General features: G+C 73.5%; 21 protein-coding genes and 1 pseudogene. 10 read left to right on the top strand and 12 right to left on the bottom strand.

Going from position 1 to position 21,923, the window contains the following annotated elements; translation table 11 throughout:
* Positions 1–23 precede the first annotated feature (23 nt).
* From ABD990_RS07400 to ABD990_RS07390, 3 genes are all read right to left on the bottom strand, one after another.
* A complete protein-coding gene (locus tag ABD990_RS07400; protein WP_345379272.1) occupies positions 24–647 on the bottom strand; it encodes a CoA transferase subunit B in 624 nt (207 codons plus the stop codon).
* A 70-nt stretch (positions 648–717) separates the two neighbouring features.
* Positions 718–1,464 (bottom strand): CoA transferase subunit A, encoded by a 747-nt coding sequence (locus ABD990_RS07395; RefSeq protein ID WP_345379271.1) that lies wholly within the window; start codon positions 1,462–1,464, stop codon positions 718–720.
* Between the two features lie 137 nt (positions 1,465–1,601).
* On the bottom strand, positions 1,602–2,252 hold the full coding sequence (locus ABD990_RS07390) for an HAD hydrolase-like protein (protein WP_345379269.1): 651 nt from the start codon (positions 2,250–2,252) through the stop codon (positions 1,602–1,604).
* Positions 2,253–2,301: 49 nt separating this feature from the next.
* Between ABD990_RS07390 and ABD990_RS07385 the strand changes: the two genes are divergently transcribed.
* From ABD990_RS07385 to ABD990_RS07370, 4 genes are all read left to right on the top strand, one after another.
* Positions 2,302–3,441 (top strand): lyase family protein, encoded by a 1,140-nt coding sequence (locus ABD990_RS07385; RefSeq protein ID WP_345379267.1) that lies wholly within the window; start codon positions 2,302–2,304, stop codon positions 3,439–3,441.
* Complete coding sequence (locus ABD990_RS07380) at positions 3,438–4,238, top strand: IclR family transcriptional regulator domain-containing protein (protein ID WP_345379266.1); 801 nt, start codon at positions 3,438–3,440, stop codon at positions 4,236–4,238. The genes ABD990_RS07385 and ABD990_RS07380 overlap by 4 nt, the downstream gene beginning before the upstream one ends.
* Positions 4,239–4,332: 94 nt before the next feature.
* The gene (locus ABD990_RS07375; RefSeq protein WP_345379264.1) at positions 4,333–5,253 is read left to right on the top strand and encodes an LLM class flavin-dependent oxidoreductase; all 921 of its coding nucleotides are present in this window, start codon (positions 4,333–4,335) and stop codon (positions 5,251–5,253) included.
* A 40-nt stretch (positions 5,254–5,293) separates the two neighbouring features.
* Positions 5,294–6,346, top strand: a complete 1,053-nt coding sequence (locus tag ABD990_RS07370) for a winged helix DNA-binding domain-containing protein (RefSeq protein WP_345379263.1) — start codon at positions 5,294–5,296, stop codon at positions 6,344–6,346.
* A gap of 60 nt (positions 6,347–6,406) precedes the next feature.
* Here ABD990_RS07370 and ABD990_RS07365 read toward each other — a convergent pair whose 3' ends face one another.
* Complete coding sequence (locus ABD990_RS07365) at positions 6,407–6,628, bottom strand: hypothetical protein (protein WP_345379262.1); 222 nt, start codon at positions 6,626–6,628, stop codon at positions 6,407–6,409.
* Positions 6,629–6,714: 86 nt separating this feature from the next.
* Here ABD990_RS07365 and ABD990_RS07360 point away from each other — a divergent pair, with 86 nt between their 5' ends.
* Positions 6,715–7,677, top strand: coding sequence for a helix-turn-helix domain-containing protein (locus ABD990_RS07360; RefSeq protein WP_345379261.1), 963 nt, complete (start codon positions 6,715–6,717; stop codon positions 7,675–7,677).
* Between the two features lie 175 nt (positions 7,678–7,852).
* Entirely contained in the window at positions 7,853–9,220 is a 1,368-nt protein-coding gene (locus tag ABD990_RS07355; RefSeq protein WP_345379260.1) for an FAD-dependent oxidoreductase, read from the top strand.
* 29 nt (positions 9,221–9,249) lie between these two features.
* On the opposite strand, the gene ABD990_RS07350 is transcribed toward ABD990_RS07355, so the two are convergent.
* The 5 genes from ABD990_RS07350 to ctaE all read right to left on the bottom strand — a co-directional run bounded on the left by ABD990_RS07350 (position 9,250) and on the right by ctaE (position 14,248).
* Complete coding sequence (locus tag ABD990_RS07350) at positions 9,250–9,558, bottom strand: hypothetical protein (RefSeq protein ID WP_345379259.1); 309 nt, start codon at positions 9,556–9,558, stop codon at positions 9,250–9,252.
* A gap of 365 nt (positions 9,559–9,923) precedes the next feature.
* Positions 9,924–11,621, bottom strand: coding sequence for a cytochrome bc1 complex cytochrome b subunit (gene qcrB / locus ABD990_RS07345; protein ID WP_345379258.1), 1,698 nt, complete (start codon positions 11,619–11,621; stop codon positions 9,924–9,926).
* Entirely contained in the window at positions 11,618–12,739 is a 1,122-nt protein-coding gene (qcrA, locus tag ABD990_RS07340; RefSeq protein WP_345379257.1) for a cytochrome bc1 complex Rieske iron-sulfur subunit, read from the bottom strand. Before qcrA ends, qcrB begins: the two co-directional genes overlap by 4 nt.
* Positions 12,736–13,590, bottom strand: coding sequence for a cytochrome bc1 complex diheme cytochrome c subunit (qcrC, locus tag ABD990_RS07335; RefSeq protein WP_345379255.1), 855 nt, complete (start codon positions 13,588–13,590; stop codon positions 12,736–12,738). Before qcrC ends, qcrA begins: the two co-directional genes overlap by 4 nt.
* 55 nt (positions 13,591–13,645) lie before the next feature.
* Positions 13,646–14,248, bottom strand: coding sequence for an aa3-type cytochrome oxidase subunit III (gene ctaE, locus ABD990_RS07330; RefSeq protein ID WP_486362904.1), 603 nt, complete (start codon positions 14,246–14,248; stop codon positions 13,646–13,648).
* A 229-nt stretch (positions 14,249–14,477) separates the two neighbouring features.
* Here ctaE and ABD990_RS07325 point away from each other — a divergent pair, with 229 nt between their 5' ends.
* The 3 genes from ABD990_RS07325 (at position 14,478) to ABD990_RS07315 (ending at position 19,499) form a co-directional block, all read left to right on the top strand.
* Positions 14,478–14,870: a response regulator gene (locus ABD990_RS07325; RefSeq protein WP_345379543.1), complete on the top strand. Its 393-nt coding sequence runs from the start codon at positions 14,478–14,480 to the stop codon at positions 14,868–14,870.
* Positions 14,870–15,910: an anthranilate phosphoribosyltransferase gene (gene trpD / locus ABD990_RS07320; protein WP_345379254.1), complete on the top strand. Its 1,041-nt coding sequence runs from the start codon at positions 14,870–14,872 to the stop codon at positions 15,908–15,910. Before ABD990_RS07325 ends, trpD begins: the two co-directional genes overlap by 1 nt.
* Positions 15,911–18,299: 2,389 nt before the next feature.
* A complete protein-coding gene (locus tag ABD990_RS07315) occupies positions 18,300–19,499 on the top strand; it encodes a glycoside hydrolase family 16 protein (RefSeq protein ID WP_345379253.1) in 1,200 nt (399 codons plus the stop codon).
* Between the two features lie 196 nt (positions 19,500–19,695).
* Here the strand turns inward: ABD990_RS07315 and ABD990_RS34315 are convergent.
* A pseudogene (locus tag ABD990_RS34315) lies at positions 19,696–20,050 on the bottom strand (transposase); the annotation flags it as partial.
* A gap of 122 nt (positions 20,051–20,172) precedes the next feature.
* A complete protein-coding gene (locus ABD990_RS34310; protein WP_425569515.1) occupies positions 20,173–20,304 on the bottom strand; it encodes a BBE domain-containing protein in 132 nt (43 codons plus the stop codon).
* A 39-nt stretch (positions 20,305–20,343) separates the two neighbouring features.
* Between ABD990_RS34310 and ABD990_RS34305 the strand changes: the two genes are divergently transcribed.
* Positions 20,344–20,610, top strand: a complete 267-nt coding sequence (locus tag ABD990_RS34305; protein ID WP_425569513.1) for a hypothetical protein — start codon at positions 20,344–20,346, stop codon at positions 20,608–20,610.
* Positions 20,611–21,027: 417 nt separating this feature from the next.
* Here ABD990_RS34305 and ABD990_RS34300 read toward each other — a convergent pair whose 3' ends face one another.
* Complete coding sequence (locus tag ABD990_RS34300) at positions 21,028–21,609, bottom strand: AAA family ATPase (protein ID WP_425569551.1); 582 nt, start codon at positions 21,607–21,609, stop codon at positions 21,028–21,030.
* Between the last annotated feature and the right edge of the window lie 314 nt (positions 21,610–21,923).

Here is a 21,923-nt window from a genome sequence, read left to right as displayed (position 1 = left end):
GTTCGTGCGTCAGACCCGGTGGGTCAGAGCAGGGGGGCGCCGGTCTTCTCGCGGACCTCGTCCTCGCTCACGCCGAAGGTCTCGACCAGCTTCAGGCCCTCGTCGGTCACGTCGATCACGGCGAGGTCGGTGACGATCCGGTTCACGCAGGCCACCCCGGTGAGCGGGAGCGTGCACTGCTCGAGGATCTTGGGCGAGCCGTCCTTGGAGACGTGGTCCATCATCACGATGACCTTCTTCGCCCCGTGGACGAGGTCCATCGCGCCGCCCATCCCCTTGATCATCTTGCCGGGAATGGCCCAGTTGGCGAGATCGCCGGTCGCGCTGACCTGCATGGCGCCCAGGACGGCGACGTCGACCTTGCCGCCGCGGATCATCGAGAAGCTGTCCGACGAGCCGAAGTAGCTCGCGCCGGGCAGGACCGTGACGGTCTCCTTGCCGGCGTTGATCAGATCCGGGTCGACCTCGTCGTCCGTCGGGTAGGGCCCGACGCCGAGGATGCCGTTCTCGCTGTGCAGCACCACGGTCCGGGTGCCCGGGATGTGGTCGGGCACCAGCGTGGGCATGCCGATGCCGAGGTTGACGTACGAGCCGTCGGGCAGCTCGTCGGCCACCCGCTTCGCGAGCTGGTCCCTGGTGAGGCTCATCGTTCTCCCTCGCTGTGCGAGCTCGACGCTTCGCTCGGACGCTGTATCGATGATTCGCTCGCACGCTCGCTCATGAGCGCACCGTCCTGAACTCGACCGGCTTCTCCGCGTCCGGCACGTGCACGACGCGCTGGACGTGGATGCCCTGGGTGTGCACCGCGTCCGGGTCGATCTCGCCGGGCTCGACGAGGTGCTCGACCTGCGCGATGGTGATCCGGCCCGCGGCGGCGCAGTCCGGGTTGAAGTTGCGGGCGCTGCGCCGGTAGACGAGGTTGCCGTGCCGGTCGCCCTTCCAGGCGTGGACCAGCGCGAAGTCCGGGACGATGGCACGCTCGAGCACGTAGCGCACGCCGTCGAACTCGCGGACCTCCTTGGGCGGGGACTTCACCGCGACCGTGCCGTCCGCCGCGTAGCGCCACGGCAGGCCGCCGTCGCTCACGAGGGTGCCGACGCCCGCCGGGGTGAAGAAGGCCGGGATGCCCGCGCCGCCGGCGCGCAGCCGCTCGGCGAGCGTGCCCTGCGGGGTCAGCTCCAGCTCGAGCTCGCCGGCGAGGTACTGCCGGGCGAACTCCTTGTTGTTGCCGACGTAGGAGCCGATCGTCCGGCGGATCCGGCCCGCGGAGAGGAGGGTGCCGAGTCCGAAGCCGTCCACCCCCAGGTTGTTGCTGATCGTCTCGAGGTCCGTCGCGCCCTGCTCGAGCAGGGCCGCGATCAGCGCGGTCGGGACGCCGGACATGCCGAAGCCTCCGACGGCCAGGGACGCGCCGTCCCCGATGTCGGCGACCGCTTCGCGCGCCGACGCCACCACCTTGTCCATGGGATGGCACCGTACCCCGCGTTCGCATCTCGCACAAGAGTTCGTATGGCGAACGGTTGGGGAATGAGCGAACGGCGCTCTCGCTCATATCTAGTGAGCGAGAGCGCCGTTCGCTCCTGTCTTGGGTGGGGGCGACGTCAGAGGAGTGCGGCCTGCAGCTCGGCGGCGGTGGGGTAGACCGCGATCGCGCCGGCGGTGTCGAGCTCGCCGGGCTCGCCGTAGCCCCAGCCCGCGCCCAGACACGAGATACCGTGCCGACCAGACCCGACGACGTCGTGCAGCCGGTCCCCGACCATGATCGTCTCGTCCGGCGCGGGGGAGTCGAGGCGGCGCAGCGCCTCCTCCACCACGGCGGCCTTGCTCGGGCGCCGGGCGTCGACGGTGTCGCCGGTGATGGCGGTGAACAGCTCGGTCCAGCCCTGGTTGGCGATGATCTCGCGGGCGGCCGGCTCGGCCTTGCTGGTCGCGAGGCCGAGCCGCACGTCGGCGGCGACGAGGGCGCGCAGCAGGTCCTCGATGCCGGGGTACGGGGTCGACTTGAGCAGGCCGCTCTCACGGTAGAGCGGCCGGTACAGCGCGAGGATCTGCTCGGCGTTCTCCGCGCCGACCAGCGGCGGCAGGGACTCGTAGAGCGGCGGGCCGAGCAGGTGCCGGCCGATGACGGTGTCGTCCCACGGCACGCCGACCTGGTCGAACGCGGTGCGCAGGGTCCCGAGGATGCCGGGGGCGGAGTCGACGAGGGTGCCGTCGAGGTCGAGGAGCACGGTGCGGTAGCGGGGGCGGGTCACGACGCCATTGTCCCCGACGCCGCTGGACGCATGCCGTACGGTCGTGCGCATGACGAACACGGGGTTGCTCGCGCCGCTCTCCGGCGCCGACGCCGTCGCCGCGCACCTGGACGACGCCGCCTGGGTCCGCGCGCTGCTCGACGTCGAGGTCGCGCTCTCCCGCGCCGCCGCACGGTACGCCCTCGTCCGGCCGGACGACGCGGAGGAGGTCGCGGCCGCGGCCGACCGGCTGGCGGCGGACCCGGACGTGCCGGACGAGCTGGCCGCCGCGGCCGTCGAGGGCGGCAACCCGGTGATCCCGCTGGCCCGCCTGCTCCGGAAGGCCGCGGGCGGGGCGAGCGGTGCGGTCCATCCGGGTGCGACCAGCCAGGACGTCATGGACACCGCATTGGTGCTCCTGGTCCGCCGCGCGGCGCCGACCCCGCTCGCGGACCTGCGTGCCGCCGCTGGCGCCGCGGCCCGGCTCGCCGCCGCCCACCGCGACACCCCGACCATCGCCCGCACCCTCGGCCAGCAGGCCCTGCCGACAACGTTCGGGCTGGTCGCCGCGGGCTGGGCCGCCGGGCTCGACACGGCGGCCCGCGAGCTCGGCGCCCGGGTCGACGCGCTGCCCGTCCAGTTCGGCGGTGCGGCCGGCACCCTCGCCGCCTCGCACCCGCACGGTCCCGCGGTGGCGGACGCGGTCGCCGACCTGCTGGGCCTCGCCCCGCAGGGGGTCCCCTGGCACACCGAGCGCACCCGGATCGGCGCGCTGGCCGCGGCGCTGGGGGTGGCGGCCGGAGCGTGCGCGAAGCCGGCGACGGACGTGGTGCTGCTGTCGCAGACCGAGGTCGGCGAGGTCTCGGAGGCCGCGCCCGGCGACTCGTCGTCCATGCCGCACAAGCGGAACCCGATCGCCGCGATCACCGCGCGTGCGTCGGCGCGCCGGGCCCCCGGCCTGGTCGCGACGCTGCTCGCCGCGATGGACCACGAGCACCAGCGCGCGGCCGGCGCCTGGCACGCGGAGTGGGGCACGCTGACCGACCTGCTCGCGGTCACCGGCGGCGCGGCGGCCCGGCTGCGCACCAGTCTGGAGGGCCTGCAGGTCCGCCCGGAGGCCATGCGCCGCAACCTCGCCGCGACCACCGACGGCGAGCCCGACACCGGGCACGCCGCCGAGCTCGTCGACCGCATCCTGGAGGCCCGGTGAGCGCGACCGGTCCCGAGCACGACCCCGCCGACCACGCGGTCCGGGCCGAGCACGTCCAGTCGCTCGCCCGCGGGCTGTCGGTGATCAAGGCGTTCGACGGGGCGCACCCGGCGCAGACCCTGTCGGACGTCGCCCGCGCCACCGGGCTGACCCGCGCGGCCGCGCGCCGGTTCCTGCTCACCCTCGTCGAGCTGGGGTACGTCCGCACGGACGGGCGGCTCTTCGCGCTCACCCCGCGCGTGCTGGAGCTGGGCTACTCCTACCTCTCGGCACTGTCGTTGCCCGAGCTGGCCGCCCCGCACCTGGAGGAGCTGGTCGAGACGGTGCACGAGTCCGCCTCGGTCTCCGTGCTCGACGGCGACGACGTCGTCTACGTCGCCCGGGTCGCGACCGCCCGGATCATGGCCGTGTCCATCACCGTCGGCACCCGCTTCCCGGCCTACGCCACCTCGATGGGCCGGGTGCTGCTGGCCGCCCTGCCGCCGGACGAGCTCGACGCCCGGCTCGGCGCCCTCGAGCCGCTGACCGACCGCACGGTCGCGGACCGGGACACCCTGCGGGACGTGCTCGGCGACGTCCGCGCCGCCGGCTACTGCCTCGTCGACCAGGAGCTGGAGGACGGGCTGCGCTCGGTCGCCGTGCCGATCCGGGACGCCGCGGGCACCGTCGTCGCGGCCGCCAACGTCAGCACCCACGCGTTGCGCAACAGCACCGCGTGGCTGCGTGACGAGGCCCTCCCGCACCTGCGCGCCTGCGCCGCGGCGGTCGAGGCGGACCTGAAGGGCGTACGGGGGTGACCCCGCCGGGCGCGGGAACCGCCAGCCGTGCTGCGATGGTGGGCCTGACACCCGATGCGCCGAGCCAGGCGCCGACGTAGACCCGGGGGGCCCCGTGGCCGAGCGACCGATCGTGCTGGGCGTGCAGCCGTGCGGGGAGGGGACCGATCCCGGACGGCACCTGGAGCGCCTGACCCTGGCGGCCCGGGGTGTCGACGTGCTGTTCCTCGCCGATCCGCCCGCCGGCCCCGGTCCGGGACCCGTCGCCGGACCTGCCGCGGTGCAGCCCCCGCTCGACGCCCTCGCGGTCGCCCTGCGGGTGGCCCCGGGCGTGCCGGGCACCGGGCTCGTGCCGCAGGTGCCCGCCACCGGGGCCGACGCCGTCGCCCTGCACGACGCCGTGGCCGCGCTCGACGCCGCCTCGCTCGGCCGGGCCGGGTGGGAGGTCGTGGTCACGGACCGCGTCGCGCCCACCCCGTCCGCCGAGCTGTGGGCCGAGGCCGCGGAGGTCGTGGAGGCGGCGCACCGGCTCCGGTCCGGCGGGTCCGGGTTCAGCGGCGAGTTCGTGCAGGTGCGCGACCGCATCCCCGTACCGCGGTCGCCGCAGGGCGGGCCGGTCGTGGTGGTCCGCGCCGACGAGCCCGAGGCGCTGCCGGTGGCGGCCCGGTGCGCGGACGTCGTGCGGATCTCCGCCGGTTCGGTCGCCGAGGCCGCGATGCGCCGGCTCGACGTCGAGGGCGCGGCCGCCGAGGCGGGCCGGGACCCGGCCACGCTGCGCGTGCTGGTCGACGTCGGCGTCGGGGCGGGGGAGGGGCTCCACCACTCCGGCTCCGCGGGGCTGGCGTCGCTGGCCCGCGAGGTCGCCCGCACCGGGGCGGACGGGGTGGTCTTCCTCCCCGCCCGGCCGCGCGGGCTGGAGAAGGTGGCGGACGACGTCGTCCCGCTGCTGCGGGCGCACCGGACCCCGCTGCGCACCCTGCGCGAGCGGTTCGCCCTGCCCCTGCCGGCCGCCGGGCTGGCCACCTCCGCGGGCTGAACCTCCCGTTCTGTCGGGGGCGGGTGGGACAGTGCCCGGCGTGGGGGAGCGGGTGCTGTCGTGGGGCGAGCTGAACCGCGCGCTGCTGGCGCGGCAGCTGCTGCTGGAACGGGCGGGCATCGGACCGGAACGCGCCGTCGAGCGGGTCGGCGGGCTGCAGACGCAGTACGCGCCGTCGGGGTACGTCGGGCTGTGGTCGCGGCTGCGGGACTTCCGCCGCGAGGACCTCACCGACGCGCTGACCGGCCGCCGGATCGTCCAGGCCTGGGTCATGCGCTGCACCATCCACATGGTGTCGGCGGCCGACCTCGCGCCGCTGACCGAGGCGGTGCGCGAGCCGCGGCGGCGGTGGTGGCTGCGCGCGCAGAAGGAGGCCGCGGGCCTCGACATGCCGGCCGTGGCCGCCGCCGTACGCGGCTATCTGGCCGAGGGGCCGTTGAAGCAGGCGGAGATCGTCGCGCGGCTGGTGGCGGACGGGTTCCCGAAGGTCGCGTTCCAGGGCGTGCAGCTGTGGCTCGACCTGGTCCGCGTCCCGCCGGCGGGGACCTGGGGGTCGCCCCGGGCGCACGTCTACGGGCTGGCCGAGCACTGGGTGCCGGCGGACGGGGCCGACCGCGCCAGCGGCGAGGAGCTCCTGGCCGAGCGCTACCTGCGCGGGTTCGGGCCGGCCTCGGCGCAGGACCTGGCCCGGTACGCCGGGTGGACGGTGACCGAGGCGCGGGCCGTGCTCACGCGGCTGGACACCCGCCGGTTCCGCGACCCCGCCGGCGGCGAGCTGGTCGACCTGCCGCGGTTGCCGATCCCGGCGGCCGACGAGCCCGCGCCCGTGCGGTTCCTGTCGACCTTCGACGCGGTGCTGCTGCTCGGGCACGCGACGCGGGCGGGCATCCTGCCCGCGGAGCACCGGGAGAAGGTGTTCGCCACGCGGATGCCGCAGTCCACCCCGACCTTCCTTGTCGACGGCCGGGTGGCCGGCACCTGGCGGTTCACGGACGGGCGGGTGGTGCCGGCGCCGTTCACGGAGCTGCGCCCCGCGGTGGCGCGGGAGGTCGCGGAGGAGGCGGAGCGGCTCACGGAGTTCCACCGGTCCTGAACACGTCGACAACACGCCGACGGGCCGACCCCGGTGGGGCCGGCCCGTCGGGGCGGGCATCTAGATCCGGAGCCGGGTCTCGATGTCGGCCGGCGAGTCGGGCAGCGCGCGCAGGTCCGCGAGGAGGCGTTCCCGGTCGCGGTCGGCGGGCAGCACGCCGGCGAACGGGGCCGCGGGGCGGAACTGCGCGAGGCGGAAGCGGCGTCGTCCGTCCCGGTGGGCACGAATCAGGCTCCAGCCGAGGACGACGAGGGCGGCGAGGGCGAGGATCGATGCGGTCATGGCAGGAAGTTTGCTCCAGGTCACTTCCTGCCAGAAGTGGCAGGGAAGACACCCTACGCAAAGATGCCGCCACTATGCTGGCGCGCATGCTGCGCAGCGTCGCCGTGCTCCTGATGCCCGAGCTCGCCGTGTTCGAGTTCGGCGTGCTGTGCGAGGTGTTCGGCATGGACCGCTCGGACGACGGGCTGCCGGTCCTCGAGTACCGCGTCTGCGGCGTGGAGGCCGGGAAGCCGGTCAGCACCACCGGGGGCGTCCAGGTCGTGCCGGAGTACGGGCTCGAGGGGCTCCGCGGTGCCGATCTCGTCGCCGTCCCCGCCACCCGGATGCGGGAGTTCCCGGAGGAGGCGCTGCAGGCCCTGCGGGAGGCCGAAGCGGCCGGCGCGATCCTGCTCAGCGTCTGCTCCGGCGTGTTCGTGCTGGCCGCGGCCGGGCTGCTCGACGGGCGCAAGGTCACCGTCCACTGGCACAGCGTCGAGGAGCTGCGCGAGCGGTATCCGACGGTCGAGGTGGACCCGGACGTCCTCTACGTCGACGACGGCAACCTCATCACCAGCGCGGGCACCGCCGCCGGCATCGACGCCTGCCTGCACCTCGTCCGCCGCGAGCTCGGCAGCGCGGTCGTCAACGGGATCGCCCGCCGGATGGTCGTGCCGCCGCAGCGCGAGGGCGGGCAGCGGCAGTTCATCGACCGGCCGGTGCCGGAGCACTCCGCCGACTCGCTCGGCCCGCTGCTCGACTGGATGCTGACGCACCTCGACCGCGAGCACACCGTCGCGGACCTGGCCAGGCGCGCCACGATGTCCGAGCGGACCTTCGCGCGCCGCTTCGTGAACGAGACGGGCACGACCCCGCTGCGCTGGCTCACCCGGCAGCGGGTGCTGCACGCGCGGCGCCTGCTCGAGGACACCGACCTGCCCGTCGACGCGGTGGCCGCCCGCTGCGGGTTCGGCAGCGCCACGTTGTTGCGCCACCACTTCCGCAAGGTCGTCGGGGTCGCCCCGGCCGACTACCGGCGTGTCTTCCGCACGGACGAGGAGCTCGTGGGCTGACCCATCGGGGCCACGAGGTGACCGATCTCACTCGCGGGGGCTCCCGGGCGGGCGATACTGGGCCGGACAGACGCGCATCCCCACCACCTGCGCCCCGGTCGCCGGCGGTGCCGGCCGCGGCCGGCACCCGTCGACCCCGACGACCGGGGGCGCGCGAGGAGCAGTGACGCCCGAGATGCCCGCGCAACCGAGAGTGGCGGTGGTCGGGGCCGGCCCGTCCGGCCTGTACGCCGCGGCCGCCCTGCTGGCCTCCGAGGTCCCCGTCGACGTCGACGTGCTCGACCGGCTGCCCGCCCCGTACGGCCTGGTCCGCTACGGGGTCGCGCCGGACCACGTGAAGATGAAGTCGGTCATCCGGGTGCTGCAGCAGCCGTTCGCCGACGGCTCGCGCGTCCGGTTCCTCGGCAACGTCCGGGTCGGGGAGGGCGGCATCCCGCTCGAGGTGCTCCGCGAGCACTACCACGCGATCGTGCACGCCTCGGGCAGCTCGGTGGACCGCGCCCTCGGCATCCCGGGCGAGGAGCTGGCGGGCAGCCACGGCTCCGGCGCCTTCGTGAGCTGGTACTGCGGGCACCCGGACTACGTGGACCTGGACCCGCAGCTCGACCACCCCGGCGTCGTCGTGGTGGGGGCGGGGAACGTGGCGCTCGACGTCGCCCGCGTCCTCGCCCGGGGGCACGCGGAGATGGCGGGGACGGACGTGCCGGACCGGGTGCTGGAGATCCTGCGCGGCAGCGCGGTGGCGGACGTCCACGTGGTGATCCGGCGCGGCCCGGAGCACGTCAAGTTCACCCCGGCCGAGCTGCGGCAGATCGGCGAGCTCGACGGCGTGCAGGTGCTGGTGCACGACGACGGCGTGCTCGCCGCGGGCGTCCCGGAACCCGAGGAGCGGCGGCAGAAGCAGAACCTGGCGCTACTCACGGAGTGGGCCGCCCACACGCCGGGTGACAGCCCCCGCCGGATCCACCTGCACTTCCTGCGCACCCCGGTCCGGCTGCTGGAGGAGGGCGGCCGGGTGGCCGGGATGGTGGTCGAGCGCAACGAGGTCCGGGACGGCAGGGTCGTCGGCACGCGCGAGGAGGAGACCCTCGAGGCCGGACTGGTCGTCCGCGCGATCGGGTACTCGGGCGAGCCGATCCCGGGCCTGCCCTACGACGAGCGCACCGGGATCGTGCCCAACGTGGCGGGCCGGGTCGTCGACGGCGACCGGCCGGTCCCGGGGGCCTACGTCACCGGATGGATCAAGCGAGGGCCCACCGGCGTGATCGGCACCAACAAGCACGACGCCGTCGAGACCGTCGCCTCCCTGCTCGACGACCTGCACACCCTGCCGGACCCGGAGTACCCGGACCCGGAGTCGGTCGTCGAGCGGCTGGAGGCCTACGGCATCGAGCCGGTCACCTGGTCGGACTGGGAACGGCTCGACGCCGAGGAGCTGCGCCGGGGCGAGGCCCGCGGCGGGGCGGAGCGGGTCAAGGTCGCCGAGCTGGCGGACATGCTCGCCGCCGCCCGCGGCGGGAACCGCGTCCGGGCCCCGCGGTAGGGCGGGGCGGGCCCGGAGGCCCCCTCGTCCTAGTACGGGTCGACGGACTCGACGCTCGGCAGGGCGCGGAGGCGGGTCGCGAACTCCGCGGCCTCCTCCGCGGTCATGCTGACCGAGCAGGTGAGCTCGCTGCAGCCGACGCCCTCGCGGACGTCGACGGCCATCTCCTTGACGAGGCCGCCGCAGGCGCGGAGCTCGGCGGCGACGCGCAGCACCCCGTCCATGCCGTCCGTGGTGACGATCGTGTGGCGGCGGAGGATGCGGCAGCCGGCGGTGCGGGCGGCGGGGGCGTGAGCGCTGCGGTGGATGTCGGTGGGGCGCTCGACGGTGATGCTCATGGACGTGCTCCGGGGAGTGCGTTCGTGGTGCTGCTGGGAACGCGAGCCAGGTCTCGGCAGGGTTCTCGGCTTCGGGGAGGGCGGGGCGAGAGGTCCCGCGGTGGCGCGACGGCAGCCTGGCTCAGCCGACGCGCGGGGCTACTACGAGCCCGGCGCGCGCGGCGAGGAGGATCGCTGCGAGTCGCACGTCCGCCACCGTAGCAGCCGCGCGTGGCCCGTGACACCTGGCTGCCCGGACAGGGTGAACGCCCGGACAGGTGACCGGCCTCCGGGGCGGGGTGACCGGCGAGGTGCGCGGGCCCGAGAACGGGAGAAGGGGCCCCGCGGTGCGGGACCCCTTCTCCGTGTTCTCGGACGACGGACCGTCAGTCGGTCTGGTCCTTCGGCCGCCCGGCGTCGGGCCGGCCGGCCAGCTCCAGCTCCTGGGCCGCCCCGGCGCGCCGGTCGCGCTCCTCGAGCTCGCGGTGGTGGTTGTCGGCGCGGGCCTGCTCGAGGGCCACCGTCTCCTCGACGGGGTCCGGGCCGAGCAGCGAGCCCGCGACCGGCGTACCGGCCGAGCCCAGCTGGTTCATCCGCTTGGGCACCGGGGCGCCCTGGTACTCCAGCGGGATCGGGTGGCCGTGCGCGTCCACCCCGGCCAGCGGCTGGTGCACCTCGATGAACTCACCGTGCGGCAGGCGCCGGATGATGCCCGTCTCGATGCCGTGCTCCAGCACCGCCCGGTCGCTCTTCTGCAGGCCGATGCAGATCCGGTAGGTCACCCAGTAGGCGATCGGCGGGACCACCAGCAGGCCGATGCGGCCCGCCCACGTGGTCGCGTTCAGCGAGACGTGGAAGAAGTAGGCGATCCAGTCGTTGACGCCGCAGAGCACCAGCCAGACGTAGAACGAGATGCCCATGATGCCGAGCGACGTGCGGACGGGGACGTCCCGCGGGCGCTGCAGCAGGTTGTGCAGCGCGTTGTCGCCGGTCATCTTGCGCTCGACCGCGGGGTAGATGCCCGCGACCACGAACAGCACCGGGAGGAACGCCACCGTGGCCCAGAACGCCGCCGGGATGGTGTACGTGCCGAACAGGTAGATCTCCCACGGCGGGAAGATGCGCGCCATGCCCTCGGAGAAGAGCATGTACCAGTCGGGCTGGGACCCGGCGGAGACGTGCGAGGCGTCGTAGGGGCCGAGATTCCAGATCGGGTTGATCTGGAAGATGCCGGCCATGATGCCGAGGACGCCGGTGACGATCGCGAAGAACGCGCCGCCCTTGGCCGCGAACGCCGGGAGGATCCGCACGCCGACGACGTTGGTCTCTTTGCGGCCGGGGCCGGGGAACTGCGTGTGCTTCTGGTACCAGACCAGCGCCAGGTGCACGCCGATCAGCGCGAGCAGGATGCCCGGGAAGATCAGCACGTGGACGATGTAGAGCCGCGGGATGATCTCCATGCCCGGGAACTCGCCGCCGAACAGCGCCCAGTGCGCCCAGGTGCCGATCAGCGGGATCGAGAGGATGAAGCCCGAGGCGATCCGCAGGCCGATCCCGGAGAGCAGGTCGTCCGGCAGCGAGTAGCCGGTGAAGCCCTCGAGCATGCCCAGCAGGATCAGGACCAGGCCGATGATCCAGTTCGCCTCACGCGGCTTGCGGAACGCGCCGGTGAAGAACGTGCGGAACATGTGCGCCACCATCGACGCCAGGAACAGCAGCGCCGCCCAGTGGTGGATCTGCCGCACGAACAGCCCGCCGCGGACCTCGAGGGAGATCTCGACCGCGCTCTCGTAGGCGCGCGACATGTGCACGCCGCGCAGGTTGTCGAAGGCGCCGTTGTAGACGACCTCGGTCATCGACGGGTCGAAGAACAGCCCGAGGTAGATGCCGGACAGCAGCAGGATGATGAAGCTGTAGAGCGCGACCTCACCCAGCATGAACGACCAGTGCGTGGGGAAGACCTTGTTGAACTGCTTCCGCAGCCCCGCCGCGGGGTGGTACCGCTGGTCCAGCTCGTCGAGCGCGGCGCCCGCCTTGCTCTTGGGGCCACCGGACTTGGTGACCGGTGTGGTGATGGCGCTCATGGCCTCCGCTCCCAGAATGCCGGTCCGACGGGCTCGATGAAGTCGCTCCGTGCCACGAAGTAACCCTCACTGTCCACGGTAATGGGCAACTGGGGAAGGGCGCGCGTCGCGGGACCGAAGACCGGGCGCGCGAACTCGGTGGCGAGGAACTGCGACTGGTGGCACGGGCACAGGATCCGGTTGTCCTGCGTCTGGTACAGCGACGCGGGGCAGCCCAGGTGCGTGCAGATCTTCGAGAAGGCGTAGTAGTCGCCGAAGTGGAAGTCCTCCTGGCCCTGCCGCTTGATCGTCTGCGTGCCCGGACGCAGGCGGATCAGCATGACCGGGGTGTCCGAGGCGCGCTGTGCGTGCAGCAGCGCCTCCTCGTTGCCCCGCTCCGACTCGCGGTAGGGGAACACCGTCTCCATGGAGCCGGGCTCCAGGTCCTCCGGCCGGACCCGGGAGATCTCGCCCAGGATTCCGGTGTCGCGGCGGAGGTAGACCGTCTCGCCGTTGACGGGCGCCCAGGGGGTGACCCACAGCGCGGCCTGGTCGCCGCCCTTCCACGGGTTGCGGATGAGCGGGCCGAGCGCCGCGATGCCGACGCCGATGCCGAAGATGCCGGCCGCGGCGCCCGCGGAGCGGGTGATCAGCTTGCGGCGCGCGATGTCGGTGGTCTTCCCGGCCGACGCCAGCTGGGCGATGATCGTCTTGCGGTCGACCTCGTCCGAGCGGCCGTCGTGCCGCTGCTGGACCGAGACCTCCTCCGGGAAGAACTTCCGCACGTACGCGATCACGCCGATGCCCAGGGCCAGCACCGTGAACCCGAACAGGAAGCCGATCGCCGGCGTGTACGAGGCGTACCAGCCGTAGCCGGGGGCGCCGGGCGCGACGTACTCGTGCGGCCAGGCGATGAAGGCGACGATGAAGCCGAGGGCGGACAGCGCCGACAGGAGGAACCAGGTCGCGACGGCCCGCTCGGCGCGCTTCTCGGCCCGGGTGCCCCGGACCGGCCACTTCGGCGCGTTGTGCACGACCTCGACGTCGTCGAGGGTGCCGGCGAGGCGGGCCAGCTCCTGCTGGCTCATCCCCTCGAGCTCCTCGGGGGTGGGGCGCCCGGGAGTGTCGGTGGCGCTCAATTCTTCGCTCCCAACCACATGGCGAAACCGACGACAGCGGTCAGGCCGACGACGAAGATGACCACGCCCTCGGTCGTCGGGCCGAGGCCCCCGAGGTCGTACCCGCCGACCTGGTTGCTGCCGTTGGTGACGGACTTGACGTACGCGATGATGTCCCGCTTCTCCTCCGGCGTGAGCTGCCGGTCGCCGAACTTCGGCATGTTCTGCGGGCCGGTGAGCATCGCGGTGTAGATCTGCTCCTCGGAGGGCGTCTTCAGCGTCGGGGCGTACTTGCCCGACGACAGCGCGCCGCCGACACCGGTGAAGTTGTGGCACGAGGCGCAGTTCAGGCGGAACAGCTGGCCGCCGCGGGCCGGGTCGTCGCCGCGGAGGGCGGCGCCGGTCTGCGCGGGGGTCTCGGGGCCGCCGCCGTTGGCCTGGATGTAGGCGCCCAGCGCGTCGAGGTTGGCCCGGCCCTCCTCGGTGTCCGGGTCGAACTCGGGCAGCGGGGGCTTGCGGCCGGCCTGGGCCTCCTGGCGCGCCAACGGCATGCGGCCGGAGGAGACCTGGAAGTAGACGGCGGCGTCGCCCACGCCGATCAGGCTGGGCCCGCGCTCCTCGACGCCCTGCAGGTTCGAGCCGTGGCAGGTGATGCAGGCGGAGTTGTAGAGCTCCTGGCCCTTGGCCACGAGCGCGGCGTCCGGCTGGGCGACCGCCTGGTTCTGCTCGACGTTGGGGGCGAACAGCGTGTACCCGCCGCCGACCGCCAGCAGGGCGATGCCGATCGCGAGGAGACCGGCGAACTTGCGCCGCATCTTGCCGTGCGGGCGCCGCTTCCGGGGCGCGGGTGGTGTGGTGGTCTCGGTGGTCATCGTCGGCGTCTAACCCTCACGGTCGGCGTTCGGTGCTTCCGGGGAGCGGGTTCGCTTACCGGATGAAGTAGATGACGGCGAAGAGGCCGATCCAGACGACGTCGACGAAGTGCCAGTAGTAGGACACGACGATCGCCGCGGTGGCCTGTGCCGGGGTGAACTTGCTCAGCCTGGTCCGGATCAGCAGGTAGACGAACGCGATCAGGCCGCCGGTCACGTGCAGGCCGTGGAAGCCCGTCGCCATGTAGAAGACCGTGCCGTAGGCGCTGGACGAGATCGTCGTCTCGTGCTCGGTGACCAGCGTGTGGTACTCGTTGATCTGCCCGAGCACGAAGAACGTGCCCATGAGCAGCGTGAGCGTGTACCAGCGCCGGAGGCCGAAGACGTCGCCGCGCTCGGCGGCGAACACCCCGAACTGGCACGTGAAGGACGACGCCACGAGGACGATCGTCACGACGAGTGCGTAGGGGACGTCGAGATGGGTCGGCGGCGGGGGCCACTCGCCGACGTTCTGGGCGCGCGCGGTGAAGTAGATCGCGAACAGACCGGCGAAGAACATCAGCTCGCTGGACAGCCAGACGATCGTGCCGATGCTGACCAGGTTCGGTCGGTTCAGCGAGTGGATCCGCGCGCTGATGTTGGGAGCCGCTGTCGTCACGCGGGCATTATGACCCCACGGGAACTTCTACAGCCTGTCGGGATACCCACTTCGTCAGGCAGAACCGGTCCGGCGACGGTCCGACAACGCCTCACCAGCCCCTCCGGGTTCCCGCGCGTGCGCGCCCACGGGTGTGAGGGTGCTGACTAGTATGCGGCGGGTGAGCAGCGCCGGAAGCCTTCCCGCGAGCAACAGCCCGTCCGCCGCGCCGGACCGGCGCACCTGGACCGTGCTCGTCTACAGCCACCGCCCCGAGGTCAGGGAGGCCGTCGTGACGGCGGTCGGGCGGCGCCCGGCGCCGGATCTCGGCCGGGTCCGCTACGTCGAGGCCTCCGGGGTCGCCGAGGTCCTCGCGGCGTGCGACGCCGGCGAGATCGACCTCGCGATCCTCGACGGCGAGGCGCAGCCGACCGGCGGGATGGGGCTCGCCCGGCAGCTCAAGGACGAGATCGCCGACTGTCCCCCGATCGTGATCTCCGTCCGGCGGGCTGACGACCGGTGGCTCGCCACCTGGTCGCGCGCCGACGCCGTGCTCGTGCACCCGCTCGACCCCCTGACCGCCGCCGAGACGGTGGCGGACGTGCTGCGCGGGCTGGGGTCCACGGCTCCCGCCACCACCTGATGGCGGACCAGACCTGGCCGGCCGTGCTCGGCCGGCTCATCGCGGGACAGGACCTCGCGGCCGAGGACACGGCCTGGGTGATGGACCGCGTGCTCTCGGCCGACGCCACGCCGGCCCAGCTCGCGGGCTTCCTCGTCGCGCTGCGGTCCAAGGGCGAGACCGCCTCGGAGATCACCGGGCTCGCCGCGGCGATGCTCGAGCACGCCAACCGGGTCACCGTCGCGGGGCGCGCGGTCGACATCGTCGGCACCGGCGGGGACCAGGCCAACACCGTCAACATCTCCACGATGGCGGCGATCGTCGTGGCCGCCGCCGGGGTGCCGGTGGTGAAGCACGGGAACCGGGCCGCGTCGTCGTCGTCGGGGGCGGCGGACGTGCTCGAGGCGCTCGGCGTGGTCATCGACCTGCCGCCGGGCGCCGTCGCGAGCTGCGTGGCGGAGGCCGGCATCGCCTTCTGCTTCGCCCCGGTCTTCCACCCGGCCATGCGACACGCCGGCCCGGTGCGCCGGGAGCTCGGCGTCCCGACGGCCATGAACATCCTCGGCCCGCTCACCAACCCGGCCCAGCCGTCGGCCGGCCTCGTGGGCTGCGCCGACCCGCGGCTCGCGCCGGTGATCGCCGAGGTGCTCGCCGGGCGCGGGGCCTCGGCGCTCGTCGTACGGGGCAACGACGGCCTCGACGAGCTCACCACCACCACGGTCAGCGCGGTCTGGGTCGCCGGCGGGGGAGAGGTGCGGCGGGAGACCGTCGACCCCGCCCGCCTCGGCATCGGCCCCGCCACCCGCGAGGACCTGCGGGGCGGCGACGCCCGCGCCAACGCCGAGGTCGCCCGGGACCTGGTGGCCGGGAAGCAGGGTCCTGTCCGCGAGGCGGTGCTGCTCAACGCCGCGGGCGCGCTCGCGGCCTTCGACGGCCCGGTGACCGACCTCGACGCCGCCCTGTCCGCGGGACTGGAGACCGCGGCCCGGGCCATCGACTCCGGCGCGGCCGAGCGGCTGCTCCTGAAGTGGGCCGAGGTCTCCACCCGGCTCAAGGGCTAGGTGTCCGGTGGGCTGCCCCGGTGGTGGGCGGCCCGTTCCGCGAGCGGGGCGATTCCGGGCTTCGTGATCGTTGTGAGCGGTACGCGAGGGCTGCCGAGGCAGCCGGCACGTCACTCTCGCCCTGATCATGACTCGAGTGAAGCGCGTTCGGAGCGCCGCGTAAGCGGTGTGACGCCCGCTGCTCGGGTGTGATCGCCGGTCGCGGTGCAGGGCGGTCGTCGGTGGCAGGGACGTGGTGCGCGTGCTGGTTGCATGATCAGCCCGAGTGTGACGTGAGTGCTGCCGGAGCAGCCGTCTGGTCACTGTCGCAGCGATCATGGCCGGTCGGCGGTCGCGGGGCCGTTCGGGGGCATGATCGCCGGTTGCGGTGGACGGCGCCGTGGGTGGCCGGGATGAGCCGCGCGTGCTGGTTGCATGATCGGTCCGAGTGTGACGCGAGTGCTGTCGGAGCGGCCGTCAGGTCACTGTCGCGGCGATCATGGCCGGCCGGAAGCGGTCGCGAGGCTCGTCGGTGCTGTGATCGCCGGTTGCGGTGGACAGCGCCGTGGTGCCGGAATGTGCCGCGCGTGCTGATCGCATGATCGGTCCGAGTGTGACGTGGGGGCTGTGGCGGCGGCCGTCAAGTCACTGTCGCGGTGATTATGGCCCGGCCGGAGGCCTTCGCGGGGCTGTTCGGTGCCGCTCGGGGGTGTGGCCGCCGGTCGCGGTGGACAGCGTCGTGGGTGCCGGGATGTGCTGCGCGTGCTGGTTGCATGATCAGTCCGAGTGTGACGTGCATGCTGCCGGAGCGGCCGCCTGGTCACTGTCGCGGCGATCATGGCCGGCCGGCGGCCGCGGGGCTGGTCGCGGAGGCTTTTGGTGCTCTGATCGCCGGTCGTGGTGCAGGGCGGTCGTGGGTGCCTGGGTGTGCCGCGGTCGACGACCAGGGGCGCGTGGCAGTCGAGAGGGCCTGCTCTGCGAGTCGACCCCACGTTCATGATCGTTGTGGGTGGTGCGTGAAGGCTGACGGGGCAGTCATCAGAGCACTCCCGCGATGATCACGCTGTGGGTGAAGTGTGTCCGGGGTGCCGCTGGGGCGGTGTGATCGTCGGCTGCGGTGCCTGGCGGCCGTGGACGGCCGGGATGTCCGCGCCTGGTGATCAGCGGTGGCTCGGCTCGGCGACGCTGAAGTGAAAGGTGGGGCCGGGTCTGCGGCCTGGCTCGAGGCGTTGCGTCCGCAGGCGTGCAAGGGGGCAGCGCCGTGCCGGAGGAGAGCACCAGCGTGCACGTAGGCGTCCAGTGCGTTCTTCTGCCGCGATCGAAGCACGCCGCCCGCTCCCTGGCCGCCCGGCCCGCCGACCGGAGCCGTGCTGGACCACGGCGCCATCTCACGATTCGTGACGATCTTGGCGACTGTCAGTCAGACACGCTGCTCAGCAGGGTGATCCGTGGCGCGCGTGGGTTTTCGGCCATCGCTGCGCCGAGTGACGCCCGACCGGGGAACGCGTCACGCCTTCGAGGGGCTTTGCCTGCTCCGCGGTGACCGAAAGCGGACATCCGCATCATGATTCCCGCCAGCACCACCTACCTCAACGACATCACGCGGTGCGGCGGGTAGTGACAGGCATATCGCGCTGAGTCACGACCCCGTCGAGCCGGGTTGCCCGCCCGGGCGACGGTGGTGCAGGCGAAAGGCGATCCGATGAAGCTCCGAACCCGCAGACAGCTCGCCCTGATCGCGACGATCGGTGCCCTGGGCCTGATCGGGCCCGGCGCCGCGCTCGCCCACGAGACGACGGGGCGGACCCCGGCCACCGCGCCGTCCGCAGGCCTCTCCGCGACCGCGCCCGCCGGCGCCGGGCTGCTCTCCTCCGACCCGGCCGGAACTCCGCTGCCGGCGTCGCAGGACCGAACCTCCGGCCTGTCGCCCGTCGCGGGGACCGCAGGGGCGCCGGCTCAGGCCGTGGACGCCGGGGCCGCTGCCCCTCAGCCCGCGGCGAGCGCGCCGAACCGGCCCACGGCCGGCGCCGCGTCCGGTCAGCCCGCGGGAACAGTTCCGGCTCAGCCTGCCGCGGGGACCCTGTCGGCACAGCCTGTCGCGGGGACCCTGCCGGCCCAGCCCGCAGCGCCAGCCGCTCCGGCGCCGGTCGTCGACCCCGCGGTGGCACCGATCGCCGGCGCGCCGGCAGCGGCTCCTGTCCCGCCGGCCTCGCCCGCCTCACCCGTGGGCGGGGCCGTGTCCGACCCGGCGGGCGCCGCTCCGGTGGGCGTCTCCGCTCCCGCAACGGGCCGGGCGCCGGTGACGGGTGCGGCACCCGTCGCGAGCCCGGCCGCCCCCGGGGCCGGCGCCCCGCCGACGGCCGGCGCGGTCACGGGTCCTGGTGGGGTCGCGGTGCAGGAGCCGCCTGCGGTGCCCCCGATCGACTCGCCGGCCGTCGGGACGCCGCCCGCGGTGCAGTCGCCGGTCGCGCCGTCGGCGCCGGCCGAGCCCACCACCGCCGCCGAGAAGTACGGCTGGGGCACGCCGCTGCCGGAGTCCGACGAGTTCGACTACACCGGCGGCCCCGACCCGGCCAAGTGGGACACGATCAACGGGTGCTGGGCCGGCCACAACGGCAACGGCAAGCGCTGCGGCGACCGCAGCACGGTGGACGGCGAGAAGTTGATCCAGACCGGCCTGCGCAACGGCGACACGGGCTGGCTCGCCTCGAAGCTCGACCAGCAGTACGGCCGTTGGGAGGCGCGGGTCCGCTCCTTCAACACGGGGGAGTCCGGCAAGGAGTACCACCCGCTGTTGATCGTGTGGCCGGAGTCGGACAGCTGGCCGCAGGACGGCGAGTACGACTTCCTCGAGAACCAGGCGCCCGGCGAGGAGTGCGCCAACGCCTTCATCCACTACCCGCACCCGCGGATGCCGGTGCAGCAGGAGTTCCTGGAGGAGAAGGACTGCGGGGCGCCGCTCTCCGAGTGGCACACCATCGCCTTCGAGTGGACCCCCGATCACGTGCGGGGCTACATCGACGGCAAGGAGTGGTACACGCTCGAGGACGGCGCCGGTCCCGGTGGCCGCAAGAACATCCAGGACATGCCCTCCGGGCACCTGACCATCCAGTTCGACAACTTCCACGGCGGCGGCATGCGCGAGGCCAGCTACGAGATCGACTGGGTGCGCATCTACTCGCTCGACGGTGCGGGGCAGCCCGCCGCCGGAGACCCCGCGACGACGCCGGGGGCCGGGGAGCCGGCGACCGAGCCGGGGACCGGCGAGCCGGCGACGGGCCAGGACCCGTCCGGCTCGACCTCAGACCCTGCCGCCTCGCCGGCATCGGGTGGGCCCGGCTCCGGCTCGGGCGGCTCGACCCCGTCCGGCGGTGACTCGTCCGGTGGTGATTCGTCGGGCGGTGACTCGTCGGGAAGCGACTCGTCGGGTGGTGACTCGTCCGGCAAGGACCCGTCCGGTGGTGACTCGTCGGGCGGTGACGCATCAGGCGACGACTCGTCCCACGGACACGGCTCCGGGGAGGAGCCGTCCTCCGAGGGGGCGATGACCGAGGCCGCGCCGGCCGCGTCGGCGACCCGGGCGTCGTCCTTCGACGCGAAGGACGACTAGTACTCCAGCCGTAGATCGTGATCATGTCGGCTGTCGGCGCTGGTAGTGGCTTTGCCTGGCGCGGTAGTGGTGACGGCGCCGCCGATGGCTCCAGTGCAGGACGGTGGTTAGGGAATGGACCGGGCCGGTGATCAGCCCGTTGATCAGGCGGGTGATCTCGTTGCAGGTCAGCGGGATCAACCCGGCGGGTTCGGCCGGCGTTCTCGACCCGGCCGGCGGTGCCGGTGTACTGGCGCTGCACCCCGACGGTGTGCTCGCCCTTCTTCAGGTCCCCGGACTCGTCGATGATCAGCACCCCCGTCCGGTTCGCCGAGGTGCTCGATCACGAACCCGCGCAGTTCCGCGGCGACCCCGTCGGTGTCCCAGCGGGCCCGGTCGAGCAGGTGCTGCATCCCGTCCGGGCTGGTCTCCCCGGCGTGTTCGGCGATGCTCCAACAGTTCTCGCGGGGCAGCTCGGCGAGCATCCCGCGCACGAACCTGGTGATGCGTTGCCGGGTGTCGACCCGGCCGAACCGACCGGTGACCCGGTCGAGGAGCCGACCTTCCCACACCGGCCACGAACCGGCCTCCAGGCTGTGGCCCGCGGCCACCGCATCGTCTTGAGTCCACACAACCCGAGATGATCATGCGGTGGCCGCGCCACGCCCCGGGCACCCCGCGCAGGCAGGCAAGATCACGAAGTTCGGCTGGAGTACCAGCTCGGCGGCGTGATGTTCGCTGCGTGCCGGAACAGGTTGTCCGGGTCGTGGGTGGCCTTGACGGCCGCGAGTCGGGCGTACTTCTTCGCGCCGAAGGCCTCCCGCACGTGGGTCCGGTCGGCTTGCAGCGAGTCGCGTTGAGGTAGGTGCCGCCGCTGGCGAACGGCGTCAACCTGGCCTTGGTGCTGCGGACCCATGCGGTCTCGACGGCGTCATCGGCCGGATCGGACCACATGCCCACCGGGTGCACCAGCCAGCTGGCGTCGCGGTGCGGAAAGGCGGTGGCCGCCTCGGGCACGTCGTTCACCGCCTGGCCCATCTGCGTGACGATGATCGCGCTGAGCGGTGACCGCTTGGCCCGCGTCGCCACCACCATCGCCTGCGCAAGCTGTGGCGGCAGGCTGTGGACGTAGGCCGCCGTCCAGTAGTTGCGCATGCCCCAGGGGTTGGGCTCGTCGGTCAACGCCTGCAGCGTCAGGTAGGACATCGGCCCGATGCTGTCGACCATCGGCGGACCCAACCTGCGCAGCGGGGCGAGCGCGCGTTCGCCCTGCGCGAGGTCGCCGAACCAGGCGAGGGTTGTGACGGCGATCGGCGCGCCGACCGCGGTCGGCGGCACGAAGGGTACGTCGGGGGCGGAGGCGAGGACGACGGCGCCGCCGAGGTCGGGGCCGGCGGCGGCCACCAGGCTCGAGTAGCGGGTCAGCAGCTCCTCGGCCATGGCCAGTGGATGCACCAGGACACCGGCGAGGAGCTGCGGCCCGACCTCGTGCAGCCGGTAGTCGAACCGGGTGTACGGGACGACGGCACGGGCCCGGCGCAGGATCCTCTCAGCCGAGGCCAGCGCCCCCGAGTCGAGCGCCCGCCGGCCCGCCTCGAGCATCAGCTCGGCCGCCACCTGCGCCCGATTGCCGTCGCGGTGCAGCTCGGCGGCGAGCAGGCACCACTCGCCCGGCAGGCCCGGATGCTGCTCCTCGATCACCTCGGCGGCGGAGCGGGCCAGGGCCGCGCGTTCCGGAGGCAGCAGCCGCGACGCGGAGCAGCCGGAGCAGGCCCTCACCGATCAGCGGAATCGACGTGGCGGGCGTGCGCCCCTCCGCCGCGACTCCCCAGTCAGGCACCAGCACGGCGAGGGCCCCGCGGAACGGCTCGAGCTGCGGCGTGCTCGGAAACCGGTGCCGTCGGCCGTAGGACAGGAAGGCGTTGGTCAGGGCCCGGAACGGGCCGGCGGACGGCGCCGCCCGGCCGGACAAAGCAACGACACCGACCTGCGCCGCCACGGCCAGAGCCTCACGTGCCAGCCGCGACTTGCCCACGCCCGGCTCGCCCACCACGGCGACGACGCCACCGCGGCCACCGCGCGCGTCGGCCAACAGCGTCCGTAGCTCGGCCATCTGCTCGCCGCGCCCCACCAGCACAGGGGACAGCACCCGGCTCACCCCAGCAGTGAAGCAGGCCGCGTTCACGGCGGATACGCATTCCCGCCAAGACCTACGGAGCAGTCAGCGCAGTCGTCGAGCGGCCACACGCCGGGTGGTGGTGGGCGACGCTGCCGCGGTGCATCGCCCCACCGTTCAACACGATGCAGTGTCCGCGGCCGAGGCAGGACCGGGGCGCACTGGTTGCGAGCGGTGCTCGCCCCCGCGGTGACGGTCGGCGCCCCGGTCACGGGCGAGATGGTCTATGCGTCCCGCAGTGTGGTGAGCGCTTTCTCGACGCCGCGGGA

The organism is Pseudonocardia yuanmonensis, assembly GCF_039542425.1.
Classification (GTDB): Bacteria; Actinomycetota; Actinomycetes; order Mycobacteriales; family Pseudonocardiaceae; genus Pseudonocardia; species Pseudonocardia yuanmonensis.
Note: the sequence above shows the minus strand (reverse complement) of the source record. Positions and strands in the feature narration are given on the sequence as shown.